We start from the raw sequence: 19,719 nt of genomic DNA, 5'->3' as shown, positions 1-19,719 counted from the left end.
AAACGATGTACCAGGTAAAATAAAAAAGAAGGGAAGATAATATTATGGCAGTACAGGATGATCATATGATAAGAAATATTCAGGACGTAGGAAGACTGATCGCGAAGCTTCTGCTTCATGAGCAGCAGCCCAATTACAAACTTCCGGAGAAGGAAGCAGATTACACAGAGGCAGACCGGCTTTTTGCTACAATTATGAAACTGGAAGAAGAAGGCAAGATCAATGAAGCAGAAAACGAATTATATATGGGTATGGTAGAAGATGATGTAGACTATCTGGAACTGGCACTGACCTTTTATCTGTATCTGAATGATATGGATGGAGATTTCCTGGATGATAACGGATATTCAAGGGAGGAAGTTTTGGAAGGTATGAAAGATCTTGCTTCAGACTGGGGTGTTACAGGATTAGAGGCTTTTTGAGAGAAAGGAAAAAGCATAGCATATGCGCAGAGAACAGACACTGGAAGAGATTTCGGATGGTAAATTATATGATTCTAATGATATGGTAAAGGCAGACTGCCATGACTGTGAAGGCTGCTGTGACTGTTGTCAGGGAATGGGAGATTCTGTGCTCCTGGATCCATATGATGTATACAGATTGTCGGCAGGATTACAGAAATCAGCAGAGCAGCTTTTACAGGAATATCTGGAACTGGGAGTGACAGATGGAAATATCCTTCCGCATCTTCGGATGACAGGAGTTAAGGAACAGTGTATATTCCTTAACAGTGAAGGACGCTGTCACATCCACTCTATTCGGCCGGGATTCTGCAGATTATTCCCGCTGGGAAGATTCTACGAGAATGGCAGTTTTAAATATATTCTTCAGATTCACGAATGTCCTAAAACAAACCGCAGTAAGATCAAGGTAAAGAAGTGGGTGGACACACCGGATCTGAAAAAATATGAGAAATTTGTAAATGACTGGCATTATTTTCTGCTGGATGTGCAGGAAGTACTGTACAATGCTGAGGATCCAGATCTGATCAGAAATCTGAACCTCTTTGTGGTGAACAGATTCTATCTCAAACCATATGATCAAAATCAGGATTTCTACATACAGTTTTATGAGAGACTGAAAGAAGGAAAAGAATTGCTGGCATTGGCGTAGGAGAGACATATGAGTTATCAGAACGAATGGCTTCTTTTTGAGGCAGAAGATGAGTTTGATGAAATTAAGCACAGAGAACCGACAGAGGAATTATTGTTCTATCGTGCAGTTGCAAGTGGAGATATAAAAACTGTTAAGAAGAATTGTGAACGGCAGAGATTTACAGAGTGTGATGGTGTGGGAGTACTGTCAAAGAATGCGGTCACAAATATGAAATATCATTTTGTTATCACTACCGCAATGATAACCAGACTCTGTAAACAAAATGGAATGGAGATGGAACAGGCATTTCGCTTGAGTGATTTTTATATTCAAAAGCTGGATGGCATTCATACAGTAGAAGAGGTTCAGAGCCTTCATGATGAGATGGTGATGGATTATACTGAAAAAATGCGCAGATATTTCAGAGACAACACTTATTCTAAACATATCAACGCAAGTAAAGAATACATTTATTCTCATATCAAAGAACGAATTACAATAGAAGATCTTGCAGATTCACTTGGAGTATCTGCGAGCTATCTCTCCAGATTATTTAAAAAAGAAACAGGAATATCGGTCAGTGCCTATATCCGCAGACAGAAGATAGAAATGGCGAAAAATCTTTTGCAGTACAGTGATTATTCGATCATTGAGATTGCAAACCGTCTTTCCTTTTCTTCCCAGAGCCATTTCATCCAGCAGTTTAGGGAAGTTACGGGAATGACACCGGGCAAATACAGGGATGAACATTATATGATACACTGGGATATAGAAAAAGAACTTTGTGTCGCATCAGAGTCGGAACTGAAAAAAGAACAGGATTAATCAAAATATTAAGATAAGTAAAACAGGCGGCTAGCTTACAGGGAATATAAATTTTCTGTAAGCCGGCCGCTTATTTTCATCTGGTAATATCGGGGGATTAAAGAGTTAATATGACTTCGTTCTTATCCTGAAGAAGGTTTTCAGGGATATAATTATCTGCTAATTTCTGTCCGTTAAGAACCAGACTGCAGCAGCCAGATTCTTTTTCGTCTGGATTTTCTACAGAGATATGAAGCTGTTTTCCACGGAAAACTTTCTCAATCTCAAAGTGTTTCCAGCTTTTTGGCACAGAAGGAGACAGTCGAAGTCCTTCAAGATCAGGGCGAAGTCCGAGGATACCTTCCACACATCCTACCATTACAGTAGAAGCAGTTCCTGTCAGCCAGTGAACATGAGAGCGTCCAAAGTGTTTGCTTGCTTTTCCCTCTGTAAACTGACCATAGCAGTATGGTTCAAGACGACGGATTTCGGCACAGTCATTCTGCGCAGCAGGAGAATTTTCCATAAAATAGGTAAAAGCACGTTCTCCATGACCGCGGAGTGCTTCAGCAAGAATCAGCCAGCCCTGGGATTGGGAGAAAATACCGGAGTTTTCTTTGGTTCCCTGATTATAGATAACTGCCAGTGCACCATCGAAAGCATGCGCATGATAAGGCGGATCCATAAGGATCGCACCATATTTTGTGTTTAGACGTTCGTATACATTGTTCAGTGCAGCGTCTCCCTGTTCAGGGCTGGCAAGACCACTGATGACAGCCCAGCTCTGAGGATTCAGCCACATATTTGCTTCAGGAGCAGCAGCTTCACCGATTCTTTCTCCTGATTCTGTATAACCACGTACGAAGCGGTCGTTATCCCAGCACAGTTCCTGAACTTTTTCGCCAAATGCTTTCTGAGTTTCTTCAAGATACTGTACATATTCTGTATCTTTTTTATATTCGGCAAAGATTTTCAGGATTGTCATTGCATAATAGAACTGTAAAGCAACAAAAGAAGATTCTCCGTTTGCACCCAGACGGAGACAGTCATTCCAGTCTGCATAAAGTCCGGCGGGCATTCCATGAGGTCCAAGGTGATTAAGAGAGAAAGCAACCGCACGTTTCAGATGTTCATATACAGTAGCTTCATCTTTGTTGGCAAAAGGAATCACTTCATCAAGAAAAGCAGTGTTTCCGGTTTCTGAAATATATTTATATACAGTTGGGAAAAGCCATAATGCATCATCTGCACGGTAAGCCGGATGGCCGGTTTCCTGTACATAAGAAGCATCATCCGGAGTATCTTCTTTTCCAGGTGTGTGAGTAAACTTGACAAGAGGGAGTCCGCCACCGTTATTTACCTGCGCAGACAGCATGAAACGAATCTTTTCCAGTGCCATTTCCGGTGCCAGATGGATGATTCCCTGAATATCCTGTACAGTATCTCTGTATCCGTATCCATTTCTGAGTCCACAGTAAATGAAGGAAGCTGCACGGGACCAGATGAAAGTCATAAAACAGTTGTATGCGTTCCAGGTATTAATCATAGTATCAAATTCCGGACTTGGAGTGCTGACTTTAAGATTATCAAGCTTACTGTTCCAGTCAGCTTTTAATGCTTCCAGTTCTTCTGCTACAGTTGGAGCCGGATTTTCGTAACATCTGATTACTTCAGCAGCTTCAGATGACGGTTTCATTCCAAGAAGAAAAGCAATTGTTCTGGTTTCACCTGCTTTAAGAGTTATTTTGCAGGAGAGAGCACCACAGGAGTTTTCATTATAGCTTGTCTTATCACCAAGATCACCACAGACAATACCTTCAGGGTTTCCATATCCATGGTAACTTCCGAGAAATTCATTTTTGTCCCCACAGTAAGAAGAAACCTCAGCACCTGCAAGTCCAAAGAAACGTTCTGTCACATTTTTCTCATCTACATTCTCATTTTCAGGAATTGCATCAAGATTTCCATGAATCTGCTGAGTAATTCTGTTTCCTTCGAACAGTGTACGAGAAATAAAAAGAGAGTACTGTAAATTAACCTGATCCTGTTCGTAATTGCTGTGGTTGGTAAACTCTGCATATCCGCTGAGAGTCAGGTTCCTTTCGTGATCAGAATGATTGGTCACAGATAATGCCCATACTTCATAACTTTTTCCAAGAGGAACATAGTAAAGGGCTTCTGAGTGAATATCGCTGTAGTCGGCAGAAATTTTTGTATAACCGATTCCGTGACGGCATTCGCTCTTATACTGAGCCAGATCTTTGCCTACAGGCTGCCAGGATGCAGACCAGAAGTCTGATGATCTGTCATCGCGAATGTAAATGTAACGTCCCGGCTGGTCAAAGTTATTAAAAACATAGCGCAGGATACGTCCGTTTGCACCGGATTTTGCAAAACTGTAGCCCCCTGCATTATTGGAAATGATTGCACCGTACTCCGGGGAACCCAGATAGTTTACCCATGGTGCAGGTGTTGCCGGATTAGTAATCACGTATTCTCGGTTTTCATTGTCAAAATATCCGTATTTCATATAGTAAATCCTTTCTGTTAGAACAATATTTATAACAGCCTGTCGCCTGCTTTTATGGAGGCTGAGCAGCTATTGTTTTCAGGCAAGTGTCACTGTAATTTCATGAAGATCAGAAGAGAGGTTGTTAATAAATTCTCTGGAGATCATAATATGGGAATCTTCTACGATTTCTATTGCTGTTTTGTCGCAGTCCGCAGCGGCGATATGATAAGAACCATAATCTTTTCTGTCTGTGTTTCGGTAGGTAACATGGAACTGTTTTCCTGCAAAAGTAACAGAGACAGAAGCAGTTCCTGCTTCATCGAACTGTTCTGCCAGAAGTTTTGGATGAACCAAAAGGTTTCCGAAAACTCCACGGACACCAAAGACCTCTGTGATCATGGTAAAAAGATACCAGCTTGCAGCACCTGTCAGATAATGATACATGCCACGTCCGTCTGAACGGAAATATTCAGGAATTCCCGGGTAAATATGGCTGGTATCAAAGTCGAGAGCTGTATCAGACAGAGAACGCAATGCTTTCCAGCCTTCTTTTGCAAAGCCTCTCTGATATAAGGCATTTGCATACATAACTGCCATATGAGAGAAAACAGCACCGTTTTCTTTTTCGCCATAAGCGAAACCGAACATACGTCCCATATCAAACTTCAGTTCCTGAAAATCTGTGTTCAGGCGGTAACCGCCAATTTCTTTTCTGTAAAGATAATGATCTGCGCTTTTTACGATTTTTCTGATCTGCGCATCAGTGGCAACATTTCCCATAATAGAGAAAACCTGGCCCGTGAGCATCATACGCACCTGTTCATGGTGGAAACCTTCCACTGCCTCTCCATGATTATCGTAATAGCTGTTATACCATCCTTCTTCGTTGTCTTTGCCATCAATCCATTCCTGTGAACGGATATGATCTGTCAGCCAGTTGGATTTCTGGATCAGGTTGGCAGCAAGTGTGGAGAGAGAGAAGTTTTTCTTTCTGCCGCTCAGGTTATGCCTGCAGCTTTTGGCATATTCAGTAAGAATCTTTTTCTTTTCAGATACACTGTCAAACATATCTGTCTGGTCGTTCAGCAGGATTTCAATTTCCTCTGACAGCGGGATACTGGTTTCGCCTGCAGATTCCATAAGGCGTAATATGGAAGCAAGAGTGTGGAGATTGCCCGCATAAGCACAGGTAAAGGCAACACTTTCACCATTTTCTGCTGCCATATCCAGGGCATCGTTCCAGTCAGCTCCGCGGAGACGGTAAATATTATGAACACCTACATCATAAAAAGCGGCAAGCTGCTGGATCAGAATGTGCTCCAGAACACTTCCGGTATATACCTGACCGTCTTCGGTGCGCTGTTTATTTCCATATGCGTCATTCCAGAGAGTATCAATTTCTGTGCCGCGCATGGTTTGTGCATCTTTAAAATAAGGAACCTGTTTCTTAAGAATCTCTATATCTCCGGTCTGATTAATATAAAGACTGGTCGTGATTAGCGGCCAGAGTGCATGATCCATCCATACACGTGCGATTCCGTTTCTGTCAGCGATAAAATTGCCGTCACCGTCTCCGATAATAGTAGCATTTGTACCATCAATACGTACGCCGCCATAATTCTTTTCAATCATGGCACCTACATTCTGAGGATTCATCAGCAGAAGAGAAAGACAATCCTGCCACAGATCACGCCATCCGCGTCCACCACGTCCGTAATCATGATGAGGAAGGAAAGAACAGCCAAATAAACGGCGCAGGAATGGCTGGAAACTTACCCATTTCATATAACTGTCAAAGTCAGGATCCTGTGTGTGGAAGTCAACGTTTACCTGTTTTTTCCAGTAAATTCTGGTTTCTTCCAGTGCATTTTTTACTTTATCGGAAGTATTGTATTTTTCAAAAATATTTTCAATTTCTTCTTTACTGTCGGCAATACCTGATAATAAAATAAAGTCTGTTTTTTCACCGGGAGCCAGTGTGAAAGATGAGAAACAGAAAGCACCCATTGCTTCCTTTCCTGCTGCCAGACTGTGTGCGGGAACTCCTTTATATCCTTCATATACTGTGCGTGGATGTGTATAGGTACCACCTTCTCCGATAAAATCTTCTACAGTCGGATAATAGGAAATCGGATTTTCTCCCTTTCCGGAACAGCCATTTACATAATAGATTTTATGATTTGGCTGATGTCCCCGCTCGTCAAATGACATGGTGGGGCAGACGTTGATTCCATGTTCTGTTGTCTCGATACGATGGAGCATGGAAGTGACATTTCGATGATCACGAATGTTATCCGCACTTCTTCCGTAAACAGGAATTGCACCATATGCAGTAAATTTCTGTACAGTATCTGTCTGGTTTTCAACCGTCACATACATAATCTCCACATTATCACTTTTGGGGATAAAAGAAGTAACTGTGGAGATGAGCCCAAGTTCTCTGGAAGTCCTTTTCAAAGTCTGCCACATGAATCCGGCGGTTAGTTCACTGTCTTCCTGCCTGTCAGTAAAACGGTCGGCTTCCTGCTGAGCAGAGGAACCTGTTACTGAATAAGGAATGTGTCCTTCTTTTACGATCCAGAAATTTCTGGAAGAACGATTGTTATGAAGATTCTCGGAACTGACCGGTTCCAGCAGGAAGGTATCCTGATCAATTTTGCTGTCACCTCCAAGCACTGGTGTGACGGAACTTTTCAGACCTGCTTCTGATGCAAGAGGAAAATAAAGATAACTGGTATTTTCCGGTCTGTTCACACAAAAGCTTCCATGATTATCAATAAACTTAATATGTTTCAACATTTTTCTCCTTCCATAAATATTGTATGGAAATTATATCGGAAATGAGATCTTTCGGAAATAAGAAACATGAAGTAAGTATCAGAATCATGACATAAAATAACACAATTTCAGAAAAATATATGAGCAGGTAATGAATCAGATTGCGAATATTCATCTGGCTGATTTATAGAAAAATGGTACTTTTTATACAAAAATACTAATAAAAAAACAGAAAGATCATGATTTTAGGAAAGATTTCCTTATTAAATGACAAAATCTGTCTGTATATAAAAAGAACACAATGAGGTCATGAATCTGACATTTTGGTGGAAATTATAATATACCCGAAAAGCAGCTTAAGCTATAATCTGATACATCAAGTGAGGCAAGAAACTCACAAAGAGAAAAAAAGAAAAAGGAGGGCTTTTTTAATGAAAAAGAAAGCATTAGCTGTTTTACTTACAGCATCCGTAATTGCAGGTACAATGGGTGGAACCGCTACAATCGTACATGCAGATGAAGAAGGAAAAGTAATCAATATTTATTCCTGGAATGATGAATTCCGTCAGCGTCTGGAAGCAGTATATCCTGAAGTAAAAGAAACATCCAAAGACGGAACAGTAACAACATTAAACGATGGAACAGAAATTCACTGGATCATAAATCCAAATCAGGATGGTGTTTATCAGCAGAAACTTGATGAAGCTCTTATGAATCAGGCTGATGCATCAGCAGATGATAAGGTAGATATCTTCTTATCAGAAACAGATTATGTATACAAATATACAGATGCAGCAGCGGATGTGGCAATGCCTCTGACAGATCTTGGAATTGATCCTGACAAAGATCTTGCAGATCAGTATGACTTTACAAAAACAACTGCATCTGATGCAGATGGAGTACAGAGAGGATCTACATGGCAGTGCTGCCCTGGACTTCTTGTATATCGTCGTGATATTGCCAAAGATGTGTTCGGAACCGACGATCCTGAAGAAGTAGGCAAGAAAATGAAAGACTGGGATACAGCAAAAGCTACAGCTGAAGAACTGAAAGCAAAAGGATATTACACATTTGCTTCTTATGCTGATACATTCAGACTGTATGGAAACAGCATTTCCCAGCCATGGGTAGAAGACGGTGCAACAACTGTTAACGTAGACCAGCAGGTAATGAACTGGATCAAAGATTCCAAAGAATGGCTGGATGCAGGATACCTGAACAAAACTGTAAAAGGTCAGTGGAATGATGACTGGAACAAAGCTATGGGATCTGAATCCAAAGTATTTGCATTCCTCTTCCCGGCATGGGGAATTGACTTTACATTGAAACCAAACTGGGATGGAGAAGACGGAGAATGGGCTGTTACAAATCCACCACAGGAATACAATTGGGGCGGTTCTTACATCCATGCAGCAACAGGAACAGATAATCCGGAACATGCAAAAGATATCATTCTTGCACTGACAGGAAATAAGGACAATTTATTAAAGATTTCCAAAGATTATTCTGACTTTACAAATACAAAGAGTGGTATGCAGGAAGTTGCAAAAGATGATACTTTCGCATCTGACTTCCTTGGCGGACAGAATCCATTTACATATTTCTCACCGGTTGCAGAGAACATCAAGATTGCACCACTTTCTGCTTATGACCAGGGATGTGTAGAACTGATCCAGAACGCTTTCAGCGATTACTTCCAGGGTCAGGTAGACTATGACAAAGCAAAATCAAACTTTGAAACAGCAATCAAAGAACGTTATCCGGAAATCCAGGAAGTTAACTGGGCTGAATAATAAACGCTTTTGAATTGACAGTTAAAAAGTTTCAGGTGTAAATAACCTGTACAGATGCATTTGTATTTGCCAGACACACATGAACGCGATGTGTGTCTGGCGCTAATATGTAAAGGAAGGAATGCTGAACTATGAAAAAAAAGAAAAGCATCAGCTATGCAAAATGGGGATACATCTTTATCCTTCCATTTTTTATAACTTTTTTAATCTTTTCTTTGATTCCGCTGGTAGATACTGTACGTTATAGTTTCTATGAATATTATCGTTCAGGAATTAAAGAAATCGGACCGAATTTTATTGGAATGGCAAACTATCTGAGTCTGTTGAAGTCAGATATGCTCAAATACAGTGCTAATACACTGATTCTGTGGGTAATCGGATTTGTACCGCAGATCGTGATCGCACTGGTTCTGGCATGTTGGTTTACAGATGCGCGTCTGAAGATCCATGGACAGCAGTTTTTCAAGGTTGTTATTTATCTTCCTAACCTGATCATGGCTTCTGCATTTGCATTATTGTTCTTTACCATGTTCTCTACCAACGGACCGATTAACTCTATTCTGATGTCTCTGGGATGGGTTAAAAATCCGATAGATTTCCTGGGTTCTGTAATCGGAACCAGATCTCTGGTCGGATTTATGAACTTCCTGATGTGGTTTGGTAATACAACAATTATGCTGATGGCTGCTGTTATGGGTATCAGTATGGATATTTTTGAAGCATCTGAACTGGATGGCTGTAACAGTATCAAGAGATTTTTCTATATCACACTGCCGCTGATCCGTCCGATCCTTGCTTATACACTGATCACATCTATCATCGGTGGTCTTCAGATGTTCGATGTTCCTCAGATTCTTACAAATGGACAGGGAAATCCGGACCGTACATCTATGACTCTGATCATGTTCCTGAACAGCCACTTAAAGAGCAAGAACTATGGTATGGCAGGTGCACTGTCCGTATATCTGTTTATTGTCAGCGGTATTTTATGTATGATCGTATATAAGATGACAAATGACACAGACCCGGACGGATCTAAGAAAGCTGCAAAGAAAAAAGCAAAAGAAGAAAGAAGGAGGAGATAAACTATGAAATCAAATACATCAGGTCGTGTGCGCAGTATTTTTGTTCATCTTGTGCTGATCTTTTTATCCTTCCTGTGTCTGTTTTTCTTTTACATTCTGATTGTAAATGCAACACGTTCCCATGCGGATCTGCAGAAAGGATTTTCAGCACTTCCCGGAAAATATTTTCTTGAGAATTTGAAGAATGTGGCAAATGACGGAAGTTTCCCGATGTTCCGCGGTATTCTTAACAGTGTTGTTGTATCTTCCTGCAGTGCTGCACTTTGTACATATTTTTCTTCTTTGACAGCTTATGGTCTATATGCTTATGATTTTAAAATGAAGAAAGCAGCTTTTACCTTTATTATGGCAATTCTTGTTATGCCTACACAGGTAACAGCAATGGGATTTTTACGACTGATCACAAAGATGGGAATGTATGACTCTTTACTTCCGCTGATCATTCCATCCATTGCATCTCCGGCAGTCTTTTACTTTATGTACAGTTACCTTCAGTCTTCCCTTCCTTTATCCCTTGTGGAAGCGGCAAGAATTGATGGCTCCGGAGAATTCAGAACCTTTAACAGTATTGTACTTCCGATCATGAAACCGGCAGTAGCAGTACAGGCAATCTTTACTTTCGTAGGATCCTGGAACAATTACTTCGTTCCTGCCCTGATCATTCAGTCAAAGAGCAAAATGACAGTGCCGATCCTGATTGCAACTCTGCGTGGTGCTGATTATATGAACTTTGATATGGGTAAAATTTACATGATGATCACTGTTGCGATCGTGCCAATCATTATTGTATATCTGCTTTTATCCAAATACATTATTGCAGGTGTTACACTTGGTGGTGTAAAAGAATAATGAGAATTAAGAACCCCCATAGAGAGAATGCTATGGAGGTTCTTTTCATGAGAATTATAATATTAAAAACAGGAGTATAATTATATGAAGAAATGGATTTACAGTGGAACTAGAGAAGAACAGCCGTCAGAGAGAGAACTGATGCATGGAAAGCTTGCCAGAAAAGCGGCGTCAGAAGGCATTGTTCTGCTGAAAAATGAAGGAATCCTTCCATTAAAGAAAGATACAGCTGCTGCACTTCTTGGGTATGGAGCAGAGAAAACCGTAAAGGGTGGAATTGGTTCTGGAGATGTTAACAACAGAAAGAATATTTCCATTTATCAGGGACTGAAAGAAGCAGGAGTAAAAATTGTAAGCGAAGACTGGATCAGCGATTATCACAATCGCTATGAGCAGGCGAGAGAGGCGTGGAAAGAAAAAGTTCTGGAAGAAGCTAAGAAAGTAGATAATCCTTTTGATGCCTATGCAGAGAATCCTTTTGCAATGCCGCTGGGACGTAAGGTGGCAGAGGAAGATATCTGTGAAGCAGATGTGGTGATTTATGTGATCAGTCGTATTTCAGGAGAAGGAAAAGACCGCCGCAGAGTAAAGGGAGATTACTATTTAAGCGAGAGAGAAGAGGAAGATTTACGTTATCTTGCAGAAATGAACAAACCTGTGATCCTTATTCTTAATGCAGGTGGTCCTGTGGAGCTGACAGATATTCTGGAACAGACAGACAATATAAAAGGAATCTTAAATATTTCTCAGCTTGGTCAGGAAGGGGGAGATGCCCTGGCTGATGTACTTCTGGGAAAAGAAGTGCCGGGCGGTAAACTGACAACAACCTGGGCGAGGCGATACGAGGATTATCCGGCTTCAGAAGAGTATGGGTATCTGAATGGCAATCTGGAAAAGGAAAAATACAAAGAAGGTATTTATGTAGGTTACAGATATTTTGACAGCTTTGACAAAAAAGTGATGTTTCCGTTTGGGTTTGGTCTTTCTTATACTATGTTTGAGATGAAGTGTTGCAGCATAAATATGGAAGAAAGTAAGATCAGAGCAGAGGTTCAGGTTACAAATACAGGAAATGAATATGCTGGTAAAGAAGTGGTACAGATTTATGTTACGCTTCCGCAGACAGAACTGGAAAAAGAGTATAAGAGACTGGCAGGTTTTGCAAAAACCAGACTTCTGAAGCCGGGAGAAACACAAACACTTACTGTTGAGATTCCACAGAAACAACTGGCTTCTTTCAATGAGGAAACACATACATGGATAGTGGAAAAAGGCAAATATGGCATTCTGGTCGGAAACAGTTCAGACAAACTGAAACTGGAAGCAGTTCTGGTAGTTTCAGATGATACAGTACTGGAACAGATGGATAAAATCTGTCCGCTTCAGGAAGAACTGGAACAGATTTATCTGACAAAAGAATTGAAAGAAAAATCTGTGCAGAGACAGGAAAAACTGATAACAGCGCAGGTTCCGGAATATTATTTTAAACCTGCGATGATACCGGCAAAATCGGAAGATGCCGGAAAAAATCAGGAAAATCTGACAGAGGAAGAAAAAAGATTTGTTTCTGTTCTGGAAGACAGAACTACAGAAGAGCTGATTCCTCTGCTTTATGGAAAGATTTCAGAGAATATCAGTACTCTTGGTGCAGCAGGGATTCGAGTACCGGGATCAGCAGGTGAAACCTGCGGTACTTTGGAAGAGTATGGAATCCCTTCTCTTGTTATGGCGGACGGTCCGGCAGGTATCCGCCTTAGACAGTGGTATGAAGTAGATAAAGAGGCAGACAGTATCTATGAAATGGGTGTTCTTGGCTCTCTGGAAAATGGGATTCTGGAACCAGGCGTACACCATGAGAATGCAGACACTTATTATCAGTACTGCACAGCTTTTCCTGTAGGAACAGCACTGGCACAGACATGGAATGCAGATCTCATGACAGAGTTTGGAAAAGCAATCGCAGAAGAAATGGAAGAATTTCGTGTGAATCTGTGGCTTGCACCAGGCATGAATATCCACAGAAATCCATTATGTGGAAGAAATTATGAATATTATTCAGAAGATCCATATCTGTCAGGGATGCTTGCAGCAGCAGTGATCCGGGGTGTTCAGAGCAAGTCAGGATGTGGCGTAACAATCAAGCATTTTGCATGTAATAATCAGGAAGATAACCGCATGGGTGTTGACTCCTGCGTATCCGAACGTGCGCTCAGAGAAATCTATCTCCGCGGATTTGAAATTGCAGTAAAAGAAGGAAATCCTGTTTCTATTATGACTTCCTATAATCTTATCAACGGTATTCATGCGGCGAACAGCAAAGATCTGTGCATGACAGTTGCCAGAAAAGAATGGGGATTTGACGGAGCAATTATGTCAGACTGGAACACAACAGTTCCGGAAGATGGAAGCGTTCCATGGAAATGTGTGGCAGCAGGCAATGACATTATCATGCCTGGAAATCCGGATGATGATAAGAATATTCGCCAGGCATATAAAGAAGGTAAACTTACAGAAGAAGAAATCCGAAATTGTGCCGGACATCTGGTATCTATGATCCGTAGATTAGAGCGTACAGATTGTTGAAATGATTTTTCAAACATGCTCTAAATGAAAACAGATAGAATTCTGGCATATGCTGAAAATACAGTAATGAGAGGACAATATTAATTATTAAAATCAATCGGAAGACCATCAGAGGCCTTCCGATTGATTTAGTGCTCATAATAACTGGATTTTTTATTTGCATCAGCAGATTTTCAGCAGATTTTCAAAGGAGAAAATCTCTTTTTCAGACATTAATTCTTCAAATCTGTTCAGGTTAAGATCTGAGTGTTCCAGTTCTCTTGAAAACTGATAACAGATACGGATCTGGTCATCCAGCTTAAACTGCCGGTTGTTTTTCAGATAGGTTCCCACATTTAATTCATGTATGAACAGGGTGCACACAACTGCCATTTTCACCTTGGCGAAGATCTCATCATCATAAACTGCACCGCAGAAATAGGTATAGATCCAGTAAACAAGAAGCTGTTCCTCCTGAATCTGCCAGTCCGGATAAGAGAAATCAAATTCACTTTTCTGCCAGGAATAAAGATTTCCGGAGTCAGACTGCGGATCTGTATTTCTATTATACAGTGGAGTCAGACAATTCTTTAAGTATTCCTGCCATCCCGGGCGCAGAACCTCCATTTCCGGGACAACAGTTTTCCACATTTTTTTAAATAATTGTTCTGGTGTATTTGCGCAGGCAGATGCAGCAGAACTGTTTTCTATGTTATCTGCATTTATACGAGAGTAAATTTTGCTGCAAAATCTATCTCCGTATCCGGAATCTTCATGTCGTTTTCGCATTTCTTCCCATTTAAAGAGTTCATTTTTATTTACACATAACTGGAAATCATGTGCAGCAGCCAGAAGTTTCCACAGACGTTTCTGCATGGGTACAGCTCTGTCCTGGATGATATCTATAAGCATATCACGGGTGTCCATAAGTGCAGTGAACAGGAAATAATCAAAGTCATCATAGACTTCTTCTTTTGCCTTTTTTTCTTTTGTGATAAAGTGTACCTTTTCTTTTTGGGAAAGTAAAATCCTTGCTGCCTCCGGACAGGAGAGCGATAGGGAAATCTCACGCAGACCTTCAAATTCTTCAATATGTCTAGGATAATTTCTGCAGGTTCTGCAGAACATTTCCGGTCCTGCTTCTGTGTAGATATCACACAGGTTCTCTTCGTTGAGAAAAGCACAGCGTCTGTTATACTGGCGGAAAACATGTTGTTTCCAGTCAATATCATTGTGCAGGCGATTGCGGAACGGACCTTTAAAGTGCTGGTACTTCTTCAGTGTCTGATCGTCAATCACGATCTGCCATCCTGCGCAGCAGGTATCCGGACAGGCTCCTGCAATGCAGGAAAATTCTTTATAGTAGTTTGGAAATGTGTATTGCATGATATTAAATAGGATCCTTTCTTTTTTTCTTAAGTTTACGGTAAGTTCCTGCAGTCATGCCACAGGATTTGCGAAAGCTCTGGGAGAGATAACTCTGAGAGGAGAATCCTGTGAGATGCGCAATATCTGAAATCCCGTAATCAGTATTTTCCAGAAGCTCCTTGCACACTTCGATGCGTTTCCGGTTCAGATAATTGATAGGAGAAATCCCATAATATTTTGTAAATTCATGACTCAGATAATACTTATTAAGATGACTGAGTTCTGAGAGGTGATCCAGAGTAATATTTTCTCCGTAATTGGAGTCAAGATAACGCTTAATATGAGCGCATTCTTTACTTGGATGCTGGGCGGTGATCAGTTCAAATGGTGAATCCGTAATGCGCCGAAGCTGCAGGATCAGAATATCCAGCATATGACTGCAGATGGTTTCATATCCTTCAGACTGTCTGTCCAGCTCCTGAAACAGAGAATTAAAGTAAAATAACAAATCTGTTTTCTTTTCACGACAGTTAAAAATGCGATACTCTTTATGACCGTTAAAGGAAAAACATAGTCCATCCACACCTACAGTAAAATAACTCAGAGGAGGACTCCCTTTGGAGATTTCAGTGTGATTGATATGTGGATTAATGATGACCAGATCGTCCTTTGAGATTGGGAAAATCTGATCCTCGATCAGAAAATCTCCCTGACCGTCACGTACATAGAACAATTCTGTAAAGGCATGAGAGTGAGGAATACTGGGCCAGTCACCCTCGTAGCGGGAAGAAGAGGTATTTAAAAGTGTAATATTTTGAGCTGTTGGGTGTTCGGGGCTGAAACGAAATGATTGTGAGCTCATGGCAGATTCTCCTTTCTTCTGTTTACGGCAGATGAGTATATTTGTAGCAATTTTGTTGGCGGATTCTGAATGATAGTATTTTATATCGCAAAAGATATAACTGAGATTCTTCAGGATAATTAGAATAAGTGCATAAAAAATGATAAAAATAAAATCAACATCAGTTATTAAGGTAAAAAATAGAAGGCTTTTCAGATAGCTGATAACATATTTTCTATAATACCATAATTTTTTTGTAAGAGCAAGATTTCTAAAAAACAAAGCAAAAAGTGAATTGAAAAAAATTTTGAAAGAAAGTATTTTATAAACAGATAGACTGAAAATAATGTGATTACAGAAGCGAACGGACAGTAATTATCCGCTTGTCAGCAAAATGAAGGAGGTAACAGAAAATGGGAAAAGGTCGTGTAACCATACCAACTGACCTGGATGTAGTTCCACAGACACTGGAAATGATAGAAGAGTGGGGCGCTGATGCTATACGTGACTGTGACGGAACAGAATTTCCGCAGAAATTAAAAGACACAGGTGCCAAAATTTATGCAACCTACTATACAACCCGTAAGGACAATGCGTGGGCGAAAGCACATCCGGAAGAAATCCAGCAGATGTATATTATGACATCTTTCCATACAGCGGTTGCAGATACACTGGAGATTCATCTGATGGATCACCTCTATCCGGATATGCTTGCAGTCAACACAAGAGATGATATCCGCAGATGGTGGGAAGTAATGGATCGTACCACAGGAGAGCCGGTACCGACAGATCAGTGGTCATATGAAGAAGAGACAGGAAATGTAGTGATCTTATCTGCGAAACGCTTCCATGAATATACTGTAAGTTTCCTGGCATATATTATGTGGGATCCTGTACATATGTACAATGCAGTAGTAAATGACTGGAAAGACGTAGAACCGCAGATTACATTTGATGTGCGTCAGCCAAAAACAAAAGCTCATTCCCTGGAACGTCTGCGCAGATTCCTGGATACTCATGAGTATGTGGATGTTGTGCGCTTCACTACATTTTTCCATCAGTTTACTCTTATATTTGATGAACTTGCAAGAGAGAAATATGTAGACTGGTTTGGCTATTCAGCTTCAGTCAGCCCATATATTCTGGAGCAGTTTGAGAAAGAAGTGGGCTATCCTTTCAGACCGGAATATATCATTGACCAGGGATACATGAACAATACCTATCGGATTCCCTCAAAAGAATTCAAAGATTTCCAGGCATTTCAGAGACGCGAAGTTGCAAAGCTTGCCAAAGAGATGGTAGATATCGTACATGAATACGGAAAAGAGGCCATGATGTTCATGGGAGATCACTGGATTGGCATGGAACCGTTTATGGACGAATTTGCATCTATCGGACTGGATGCTGTAGTTGGAAGTGTTGGAAATGGTGCGACCCTGCGTCTGTTCAGCGATATTAAGAATGTAAAATATACAGAAGGAAGATTTTTGCCATACTTTTTCCCGGATACGTTCCATGAAGGCGGCGATCCTGTAAAGGAGGCAAAAGTGAACTGGGTAACAGCAAGAAGAGCAATCCTTCGAAGCCCGATCCAGAGAATCGGATACGGCGGATATCTGAAACTTGCCCTGGAATTCCCGGATTTTGTACAGTATATCAAAGAAGTCTGCGAAGAGTTCCGCACTTTATATGATAACATTCAGGGAACGACTCCTTATTGCGTAAAACGGGTAGCAGTCCTGAATTGTTGGGGAAAGATGCGCTCATGGGGTAACCATATGGTACATCACGCCATCTATTACAAGCAGAATTATTCTTATTTCGGAATTATCGAAGCATTAAGCGGCGCGCCGTTTGATGTATCATTTATCAGCTTTGACGATATCAAAGCAGACAAAGATCTTCTGAAGAAATTTGACGTAGTGATCAATGTGGGAGATGCGGACACTGCACAGTCAGGCGGCGAGAACTGGATCGACGAAACAATCATCACAGCAGTCAGAGAATTTGTATATAATGGCGGTGGATTTATCGGTGTAGGAGAACCGGCAGCACATCAGTGGCAGGGCAGATTCATTCAGTTAGATGATGTACTTGGAGTAGAAGAAGAACATGGATTTAACCTGAATACAGATAAATATAACTGGGAAGAACACAGAGATCATTTCATCCTTAAAGATGCAGAAGGCGAGGTTGATTTCGGTGAAGGTAAGAAGAACATTTATGCCTTACCGGAAACAGAAATCTTAATCCAGAAAGACCAGGAAGTGCAGATGGCTGTAAAGACTTTCGGTAAAGGAAGAGGCGTTTATATCAGCGGACTTCCATACAGCTTCAAGAACAGCCGCGTGCTTTATCGTGCAGTCCTTTGGTCAGCATCCGCAGAGGAAGAACTTCACTGCTGGTATTCAACCAACTACAATGTAGAAGTACATGCTTACGTAAAAAATGGAAAATACTGCGTAGTCAACAACACTTACGAACCACAGGATACAGTAGTTTACAGAGGTGATGGAAGCAGTTTCCGGTTACATATGGAGGCAAATGAGATCAAATGGTATCAGATATGAAAGATATCGGATATGAAAGATATCGAATAGATTTTATCTGTAAAATAGATTGAAAAGAAAGTCAGTTAAGAAATAACAGAACAGGTTCAGACGTGAGCAGAATGCTTTTGCCTGAACCTGTTTTGATATGTCAATAAGTTGATTTTGAACAATCTTGCGTTTGAATTTCTTATTTACGCATTGTTGTCGGTCGCTGTAGCCACCGGCATATAATTATTTGATTAAGCTGTTATCATCAAAGTAGTTGATCTGCATAGCAGAACGTACATCGTGAAGTGTCTGTGCGGCTTTTGCTTCAGCAACCTTGCTTCCCTCTTTGAGGATATCATATACATCATCAAGATGCTGTTCCCAGTATTTACGTCTCTCACGGATCGGAGAAAGCTCTGCCTGGAGTACTTTATTCAGGAATTTCTTAACCTTGACATCACCCAGACCGCCGCGTGTATAATGAGCTTTCAGTTCATCCAGATTCTGATATTCAGGCAGGAACTCTGCGAAATATTCCGGTTTACAGAATGCATCCAGATAAATAAATACAGGATTTCCTTCCACACGTCCCGGATCTTCCACACGAAGATGATTCGGGTCTGTGAACATGGACATAACCTTCTTCTTAACATCAGCTTCTTCATCTGAAAGGTAGATGCAGTTTCCGAGAGATTTGCTCATTTTTGCTTTTCCGTCAATACCTGGCAGACGTAAGCATGCTTTATTGGATGGCAGAATAATCTCAGGCTCTGTCAGAGTTTCACCATAAACAGTATTAAATTTGTGGACGATTTCCTTGCACTGCTCGAGCATTGGAAGCTGATCTTCGCCAACCGGAACAGTAGTAGCGCGGAATGCAGTGATGTCTGCAGCCTGGCTGATCGGATAGCAGAAGAAACCGACAGGGATGCTTGCCTCGAAATTACGCATCTGGATCTCGGATTTAACTGTAGGGTTACGCTGTACACGTGCTACAGTAACAAGGTTCATATAATAAAAAGTAAGCTCTGTAAGCTCCGGAACCATGGACTGGATAAAGATAGTGGATTTCTCAGAATCAATGCCGCATGCAAGATAATCCAGGGCAACCTGAAGGATGTTCTGGCGAACTTTCTCAGGGTGTTCAGCGTTATCTGTTAATGCCTGTGCATCTGCGATCATAATATAAATTTCATCATATAAGCCGGAGTTCTGTAAACGAACACGCTCGGATAATGAACCAACATAATGTCCAACATGAAGGCGGCCTGTTGGGCGGTCACCGGTTAAAATAATTTTGCTCATTTTGCTCTCCTAAAAGTAAATTCCGATTTTCCAGAGAATATCTGGAAATTCTCAGTTATCCCTATTATAAAGCCTGCGGATGTTACCGTCAATGATTTTGGCGGAATAAATGAGGATATAATTTTTTGAATAATTATGCAATAAATACATTTACAGAATTGATAAAAAGAAAAGATTCTGCTAGAAT

General features: G+C 40.8%; 13 protein-coding genes. 8 read left to right on the top strand and 5 right to left on the bottom strand.

Annotated features, from left to right (window positions below; all coding sequences use genetic code 11):
- Positions 1-44 precede the first annotated feature (44 nt).
- Genes ACESZG_RS02055 through ACESZG_RS02045 form a run of 3 tightly spaced genes read left to right on the top strand, consistent with a single transcriptional unit; the run spans position 45 to position 1,920 of the window.
- Positions 45-422 (top strand): DUF6483 family protein, encoded by a 378-nt coding sequence (locus tag ACESZG_RS02055; RefSeq protein ID WP_373217446.1) that lies wholly within the window; start codon positions 45-47, stop codon positions 420-422.
- Positions 423-444: 22 nt separating this feature from the next.
- Positions 445-1,113 carry a YkgJ family cysteine cluster protein gene (locus tag ACESZG_RS02050; protein WP_025580046.1) on the top strand — a complete coding sequence of 223 codons (669 nt, stop codon included), beginning with the start codon at positions 445-447 and terminating at the stop codon, positions 1,111-1,113.
- Between the two features lie 9 nt (positions 1,114-1,122).
- The gene (locus ACESZG_RS02045) at positions 1,123-1,920 is read left to right on the top strand and encodes a helix-turn-helix domain-containing protein (RefSeq protein ID WP_025580047.1); all 798 of its coding nucleotides are present in this window, start codon (positions 1,123-1,125) and stop codon (positions 1,918-1,920) included.
- A gap of 97 nt (positions 1,921-2,017) precedes the next feature.
- Here ACESZG_RS02045 and ACESZG_RS02040 read toward each other — a convergent pair whose 3' ends face one another.
- Both ACESZG_RS02040 and ACESZG_RS02035 read right to left on the bottom strand, forming a co-directional pair.
- On the bottom strand, positions 2,018-4,429 hold the full coding sequence (locus ACESZG_RS02040) for a GH36-type glycosyl hydrolase domain-containing protein (RefSeq protein ID WP_025580048.1): 2,412 nt from the start codon (positions 4,427-4,429) through the stop codon (positions 2,018-2,020).
- Between the two features lie 78 nt (positions 4,430-4,507).
- Positions 4,508-7,207 carry a GH36-type glycosyl hydrolase domain-containing protein gene (locus ACESZG_RS02035; RefSeq protein ID WP_118341709.1) on the bottom strand — a complete coding sequence of 900 codons (2,700 nt, stop codon included), beginning with the start codon at positions 7,205-7,207 and terminating at the stop codon, positions 4,508-4,510.
- Positions 7,208-7,620: 413 nt separating this feature from the next.
- Between ACESZG_RS02035 and ACESZG_RS02030 the strand changes: the two genes are divergently transcribed.
- From ACESZG_RS02030 to ACESZG_RS02015, 4 genes are all read left to right on the top strand, one after another.
- A complete protein-coding gene (locus tag ACESZG_RS02030) occupies positions 7,621-8,982 on the top strand; it encodes an ABC transporter substrate-binding protein (protein WP_118341689.1) in 1,362 nt (453 codons plus the stop codon).
- A gap of 131 nt (positions 8,983-9,113) precedes the next feature.
- Positions 9,114-10,067, top strand: a complete 954-nt coding sequence (locus ACESZG_RS02025; protein ID WP_118341688.1) for a carbohydrate ABC transporter permease — start codon at positions 9,114-9,116, stop codon at positions 10,065-10,067.
- Positions 10,068-10,070: 3 nt separating this feature from the next.
- A complete protein-coding gene (locus tag ACESZG_RS02020; RefSeq protein WP_055059513.1) occupies positions 10,071-10,916 on the top strand; it encodes a carbohydrate ABC transporter permease in 846 nt (281 codons plus the stop codon).
- 84 nt (positions 10,917-11,000) lie between these two features.
- The gene (locus tag ACESZG_RS02015) at positions 11,001-13,499 is read left to right on the top strand and encodes a glycoside hydrolase family 3 C-terminal domain-containing protein (RefSeq protein WP_343309261.1); all 2,499 of its coding nucleotides are present in this window, start codon (positions 11,001-11,003) and stop codon (positions 13,497-13,499) included.
- Positions 13,500-13,661: 162 nt separating this feature from the next.
- Here the strand turns inward: ACESZG_RS02015 and fliB are convergent, their stop codons facing one another.
- Both fliB and ACESZG_RS02005 read right to left on the bottom strand, forming a co-directional pair.
- Positions 13,662-14,864 carry a flagellin lysine-N-methylase gene (gene fliB / locus ACESZG_RS02010; RefSeq protein WP_173697245.1) on the bottom strand — a complete coding sequence of 401 codons (1,203 nt, stop codon included), beginning with the start codon at positions 14,862-14,864 and terminating at the stop codon, positions 13,662-13,664.
- 4 nt (positions 14,865-14,868) lie between these two features.
- On the bottom strand, positions 14,869-15,708 hold the full coding sequence (locus ACESZG_RS02005; RefSeq protein ID WP_008704021.1) for an AraC family transcriptional regulator: 840 nt from the start codon (positions 15,706-15,708) through the stop codon (positions 14,869-14,871).
- A gap of 392 nt (positions 15,709-16,100) precedes the next feature.
- On the opposite strand from ACESZG_RS02005, the gene gnpA reads away from it, so the two are divergent.
- Entirely contained in the window at positions 16,101-18,257 is a 2,157-nt protein-coding gene (gene gnpA, locus ACESZG_RS02000; RefSeq protein WP_227567160.1) for a 1,3-beta-galactosyl-N-acetylhexosamine phosphorylase, read from the top strand.
- 213 nt (positions 18,258-18,470) lie between these two features.
- Here the strand turns inward: gnpA and trpS are convergent, their stop codons facing one another.
- Positions 18,471-19,532, bottom strand: coding sequence for a tryptophan--tRNA ligase (trpS, locus tag ACESZG_RS01995; RefSeq protein WP_373217442.1), 1,062 nt, complete (start codon positions 19,530-19,532; stop codon positions 18,471-18,473).
- Positions 19,533-19,719 lie beyond the last annotated feature (187 nt).

Source organism: Blautia sp. Marseille-P2398 (assembly GCF_964240315.1).
In the GTDB taxonomy this organism is placed as follows: domain Bacteria; phylum Bacillota; class Clostridia; order Lachnospirales; family Lachnospiraceae; genus Blautia_A; species Blautia_A wexlerae.
Note: the sequence above shows the minus strand (reverse complement) of the source record. Positions and strands in the feature narration are given on the sequence as shown.

Coding starts and splice junctions, on each gene's coding strand:
- ACESZG_RS02055 (WP_373217446.1), top strand. CDS start 45: ATGGCAGTACAGGATGATCATATGATAAGAAATATTCAGGACGTAGGA.
- ACESZG_RS02050 (WP_025580046.1), top strand. CDS start 445: ATGCGCAGAGAACAGACACTGGAAGAGATTTCGGATGGTAAATTATAT.
- ACESZG_RS02045 (WP_025580047.1), top strand. CDS start 1,123: ATGAGTTATCAGAACGAATGGCTTCTTTTTGAGGCAGAAGATGAGTTT.
- ACESZG_RS02040 (WP_025580048.1), bottom strand. CDS start 4,429: ATGAAATACGGATATTTTGACAATGAAAACCGAGAATACGTGATTACT.
- ACESZG_RS02030 (WP_118341689.1), top strand. CDS start 7,621: ATGAAAAAGAAAGCATTAGCTGTTTTACTTACAGCATCCGTAATTGCA.
- ACESZG_RS02025 (WP_118341688.1), top strand. CDS start 9,114: ATGAAAAAAAAGAAAAGCATCAGCTATGCAAAATGGGGATACATCTTT.
- ACESZG_RS02020 (WP_055059513.1), top strand. CDS start 10,071: ATGAAATCAAATACATCAGGTCGTGTGCGCAGTATTTTTGTTCATCTT.
- ACESZG_RS02015 (WP_343309261.1), top strand. CDS start 11,001: ATGAAGAAATGGATTTACAGTGGAACTAGAGAAGAACAGCCGTCAGAG.
- fliB (WP_173697245.1), bottom strand. CDS start 14,864: ATGCAATACACATTTCCAAACTACTATAAAGAATTTTCCTGCATTGCA.
- ACESZG_RS02005 (WP_008704021.1), bottom strand. CDS start 15,708: ATGAGCTCACAATCATTTCGTTTCAGCCCCGAACACCCAACAGCTCAA.
- gnpA (WP_227567160.1), top strand. CDS start 16,101: ATGGGAAAAGGTCGTGTAACCATACCAACTGACCTGGATGTAGTTCCA.
- trpS (WP_373217442.1), bottom strand. CDS start 19,532: ATGAGCAAAATTATTTTAACCGGTGACCGCCCAACAGGCCGCCTTCAT.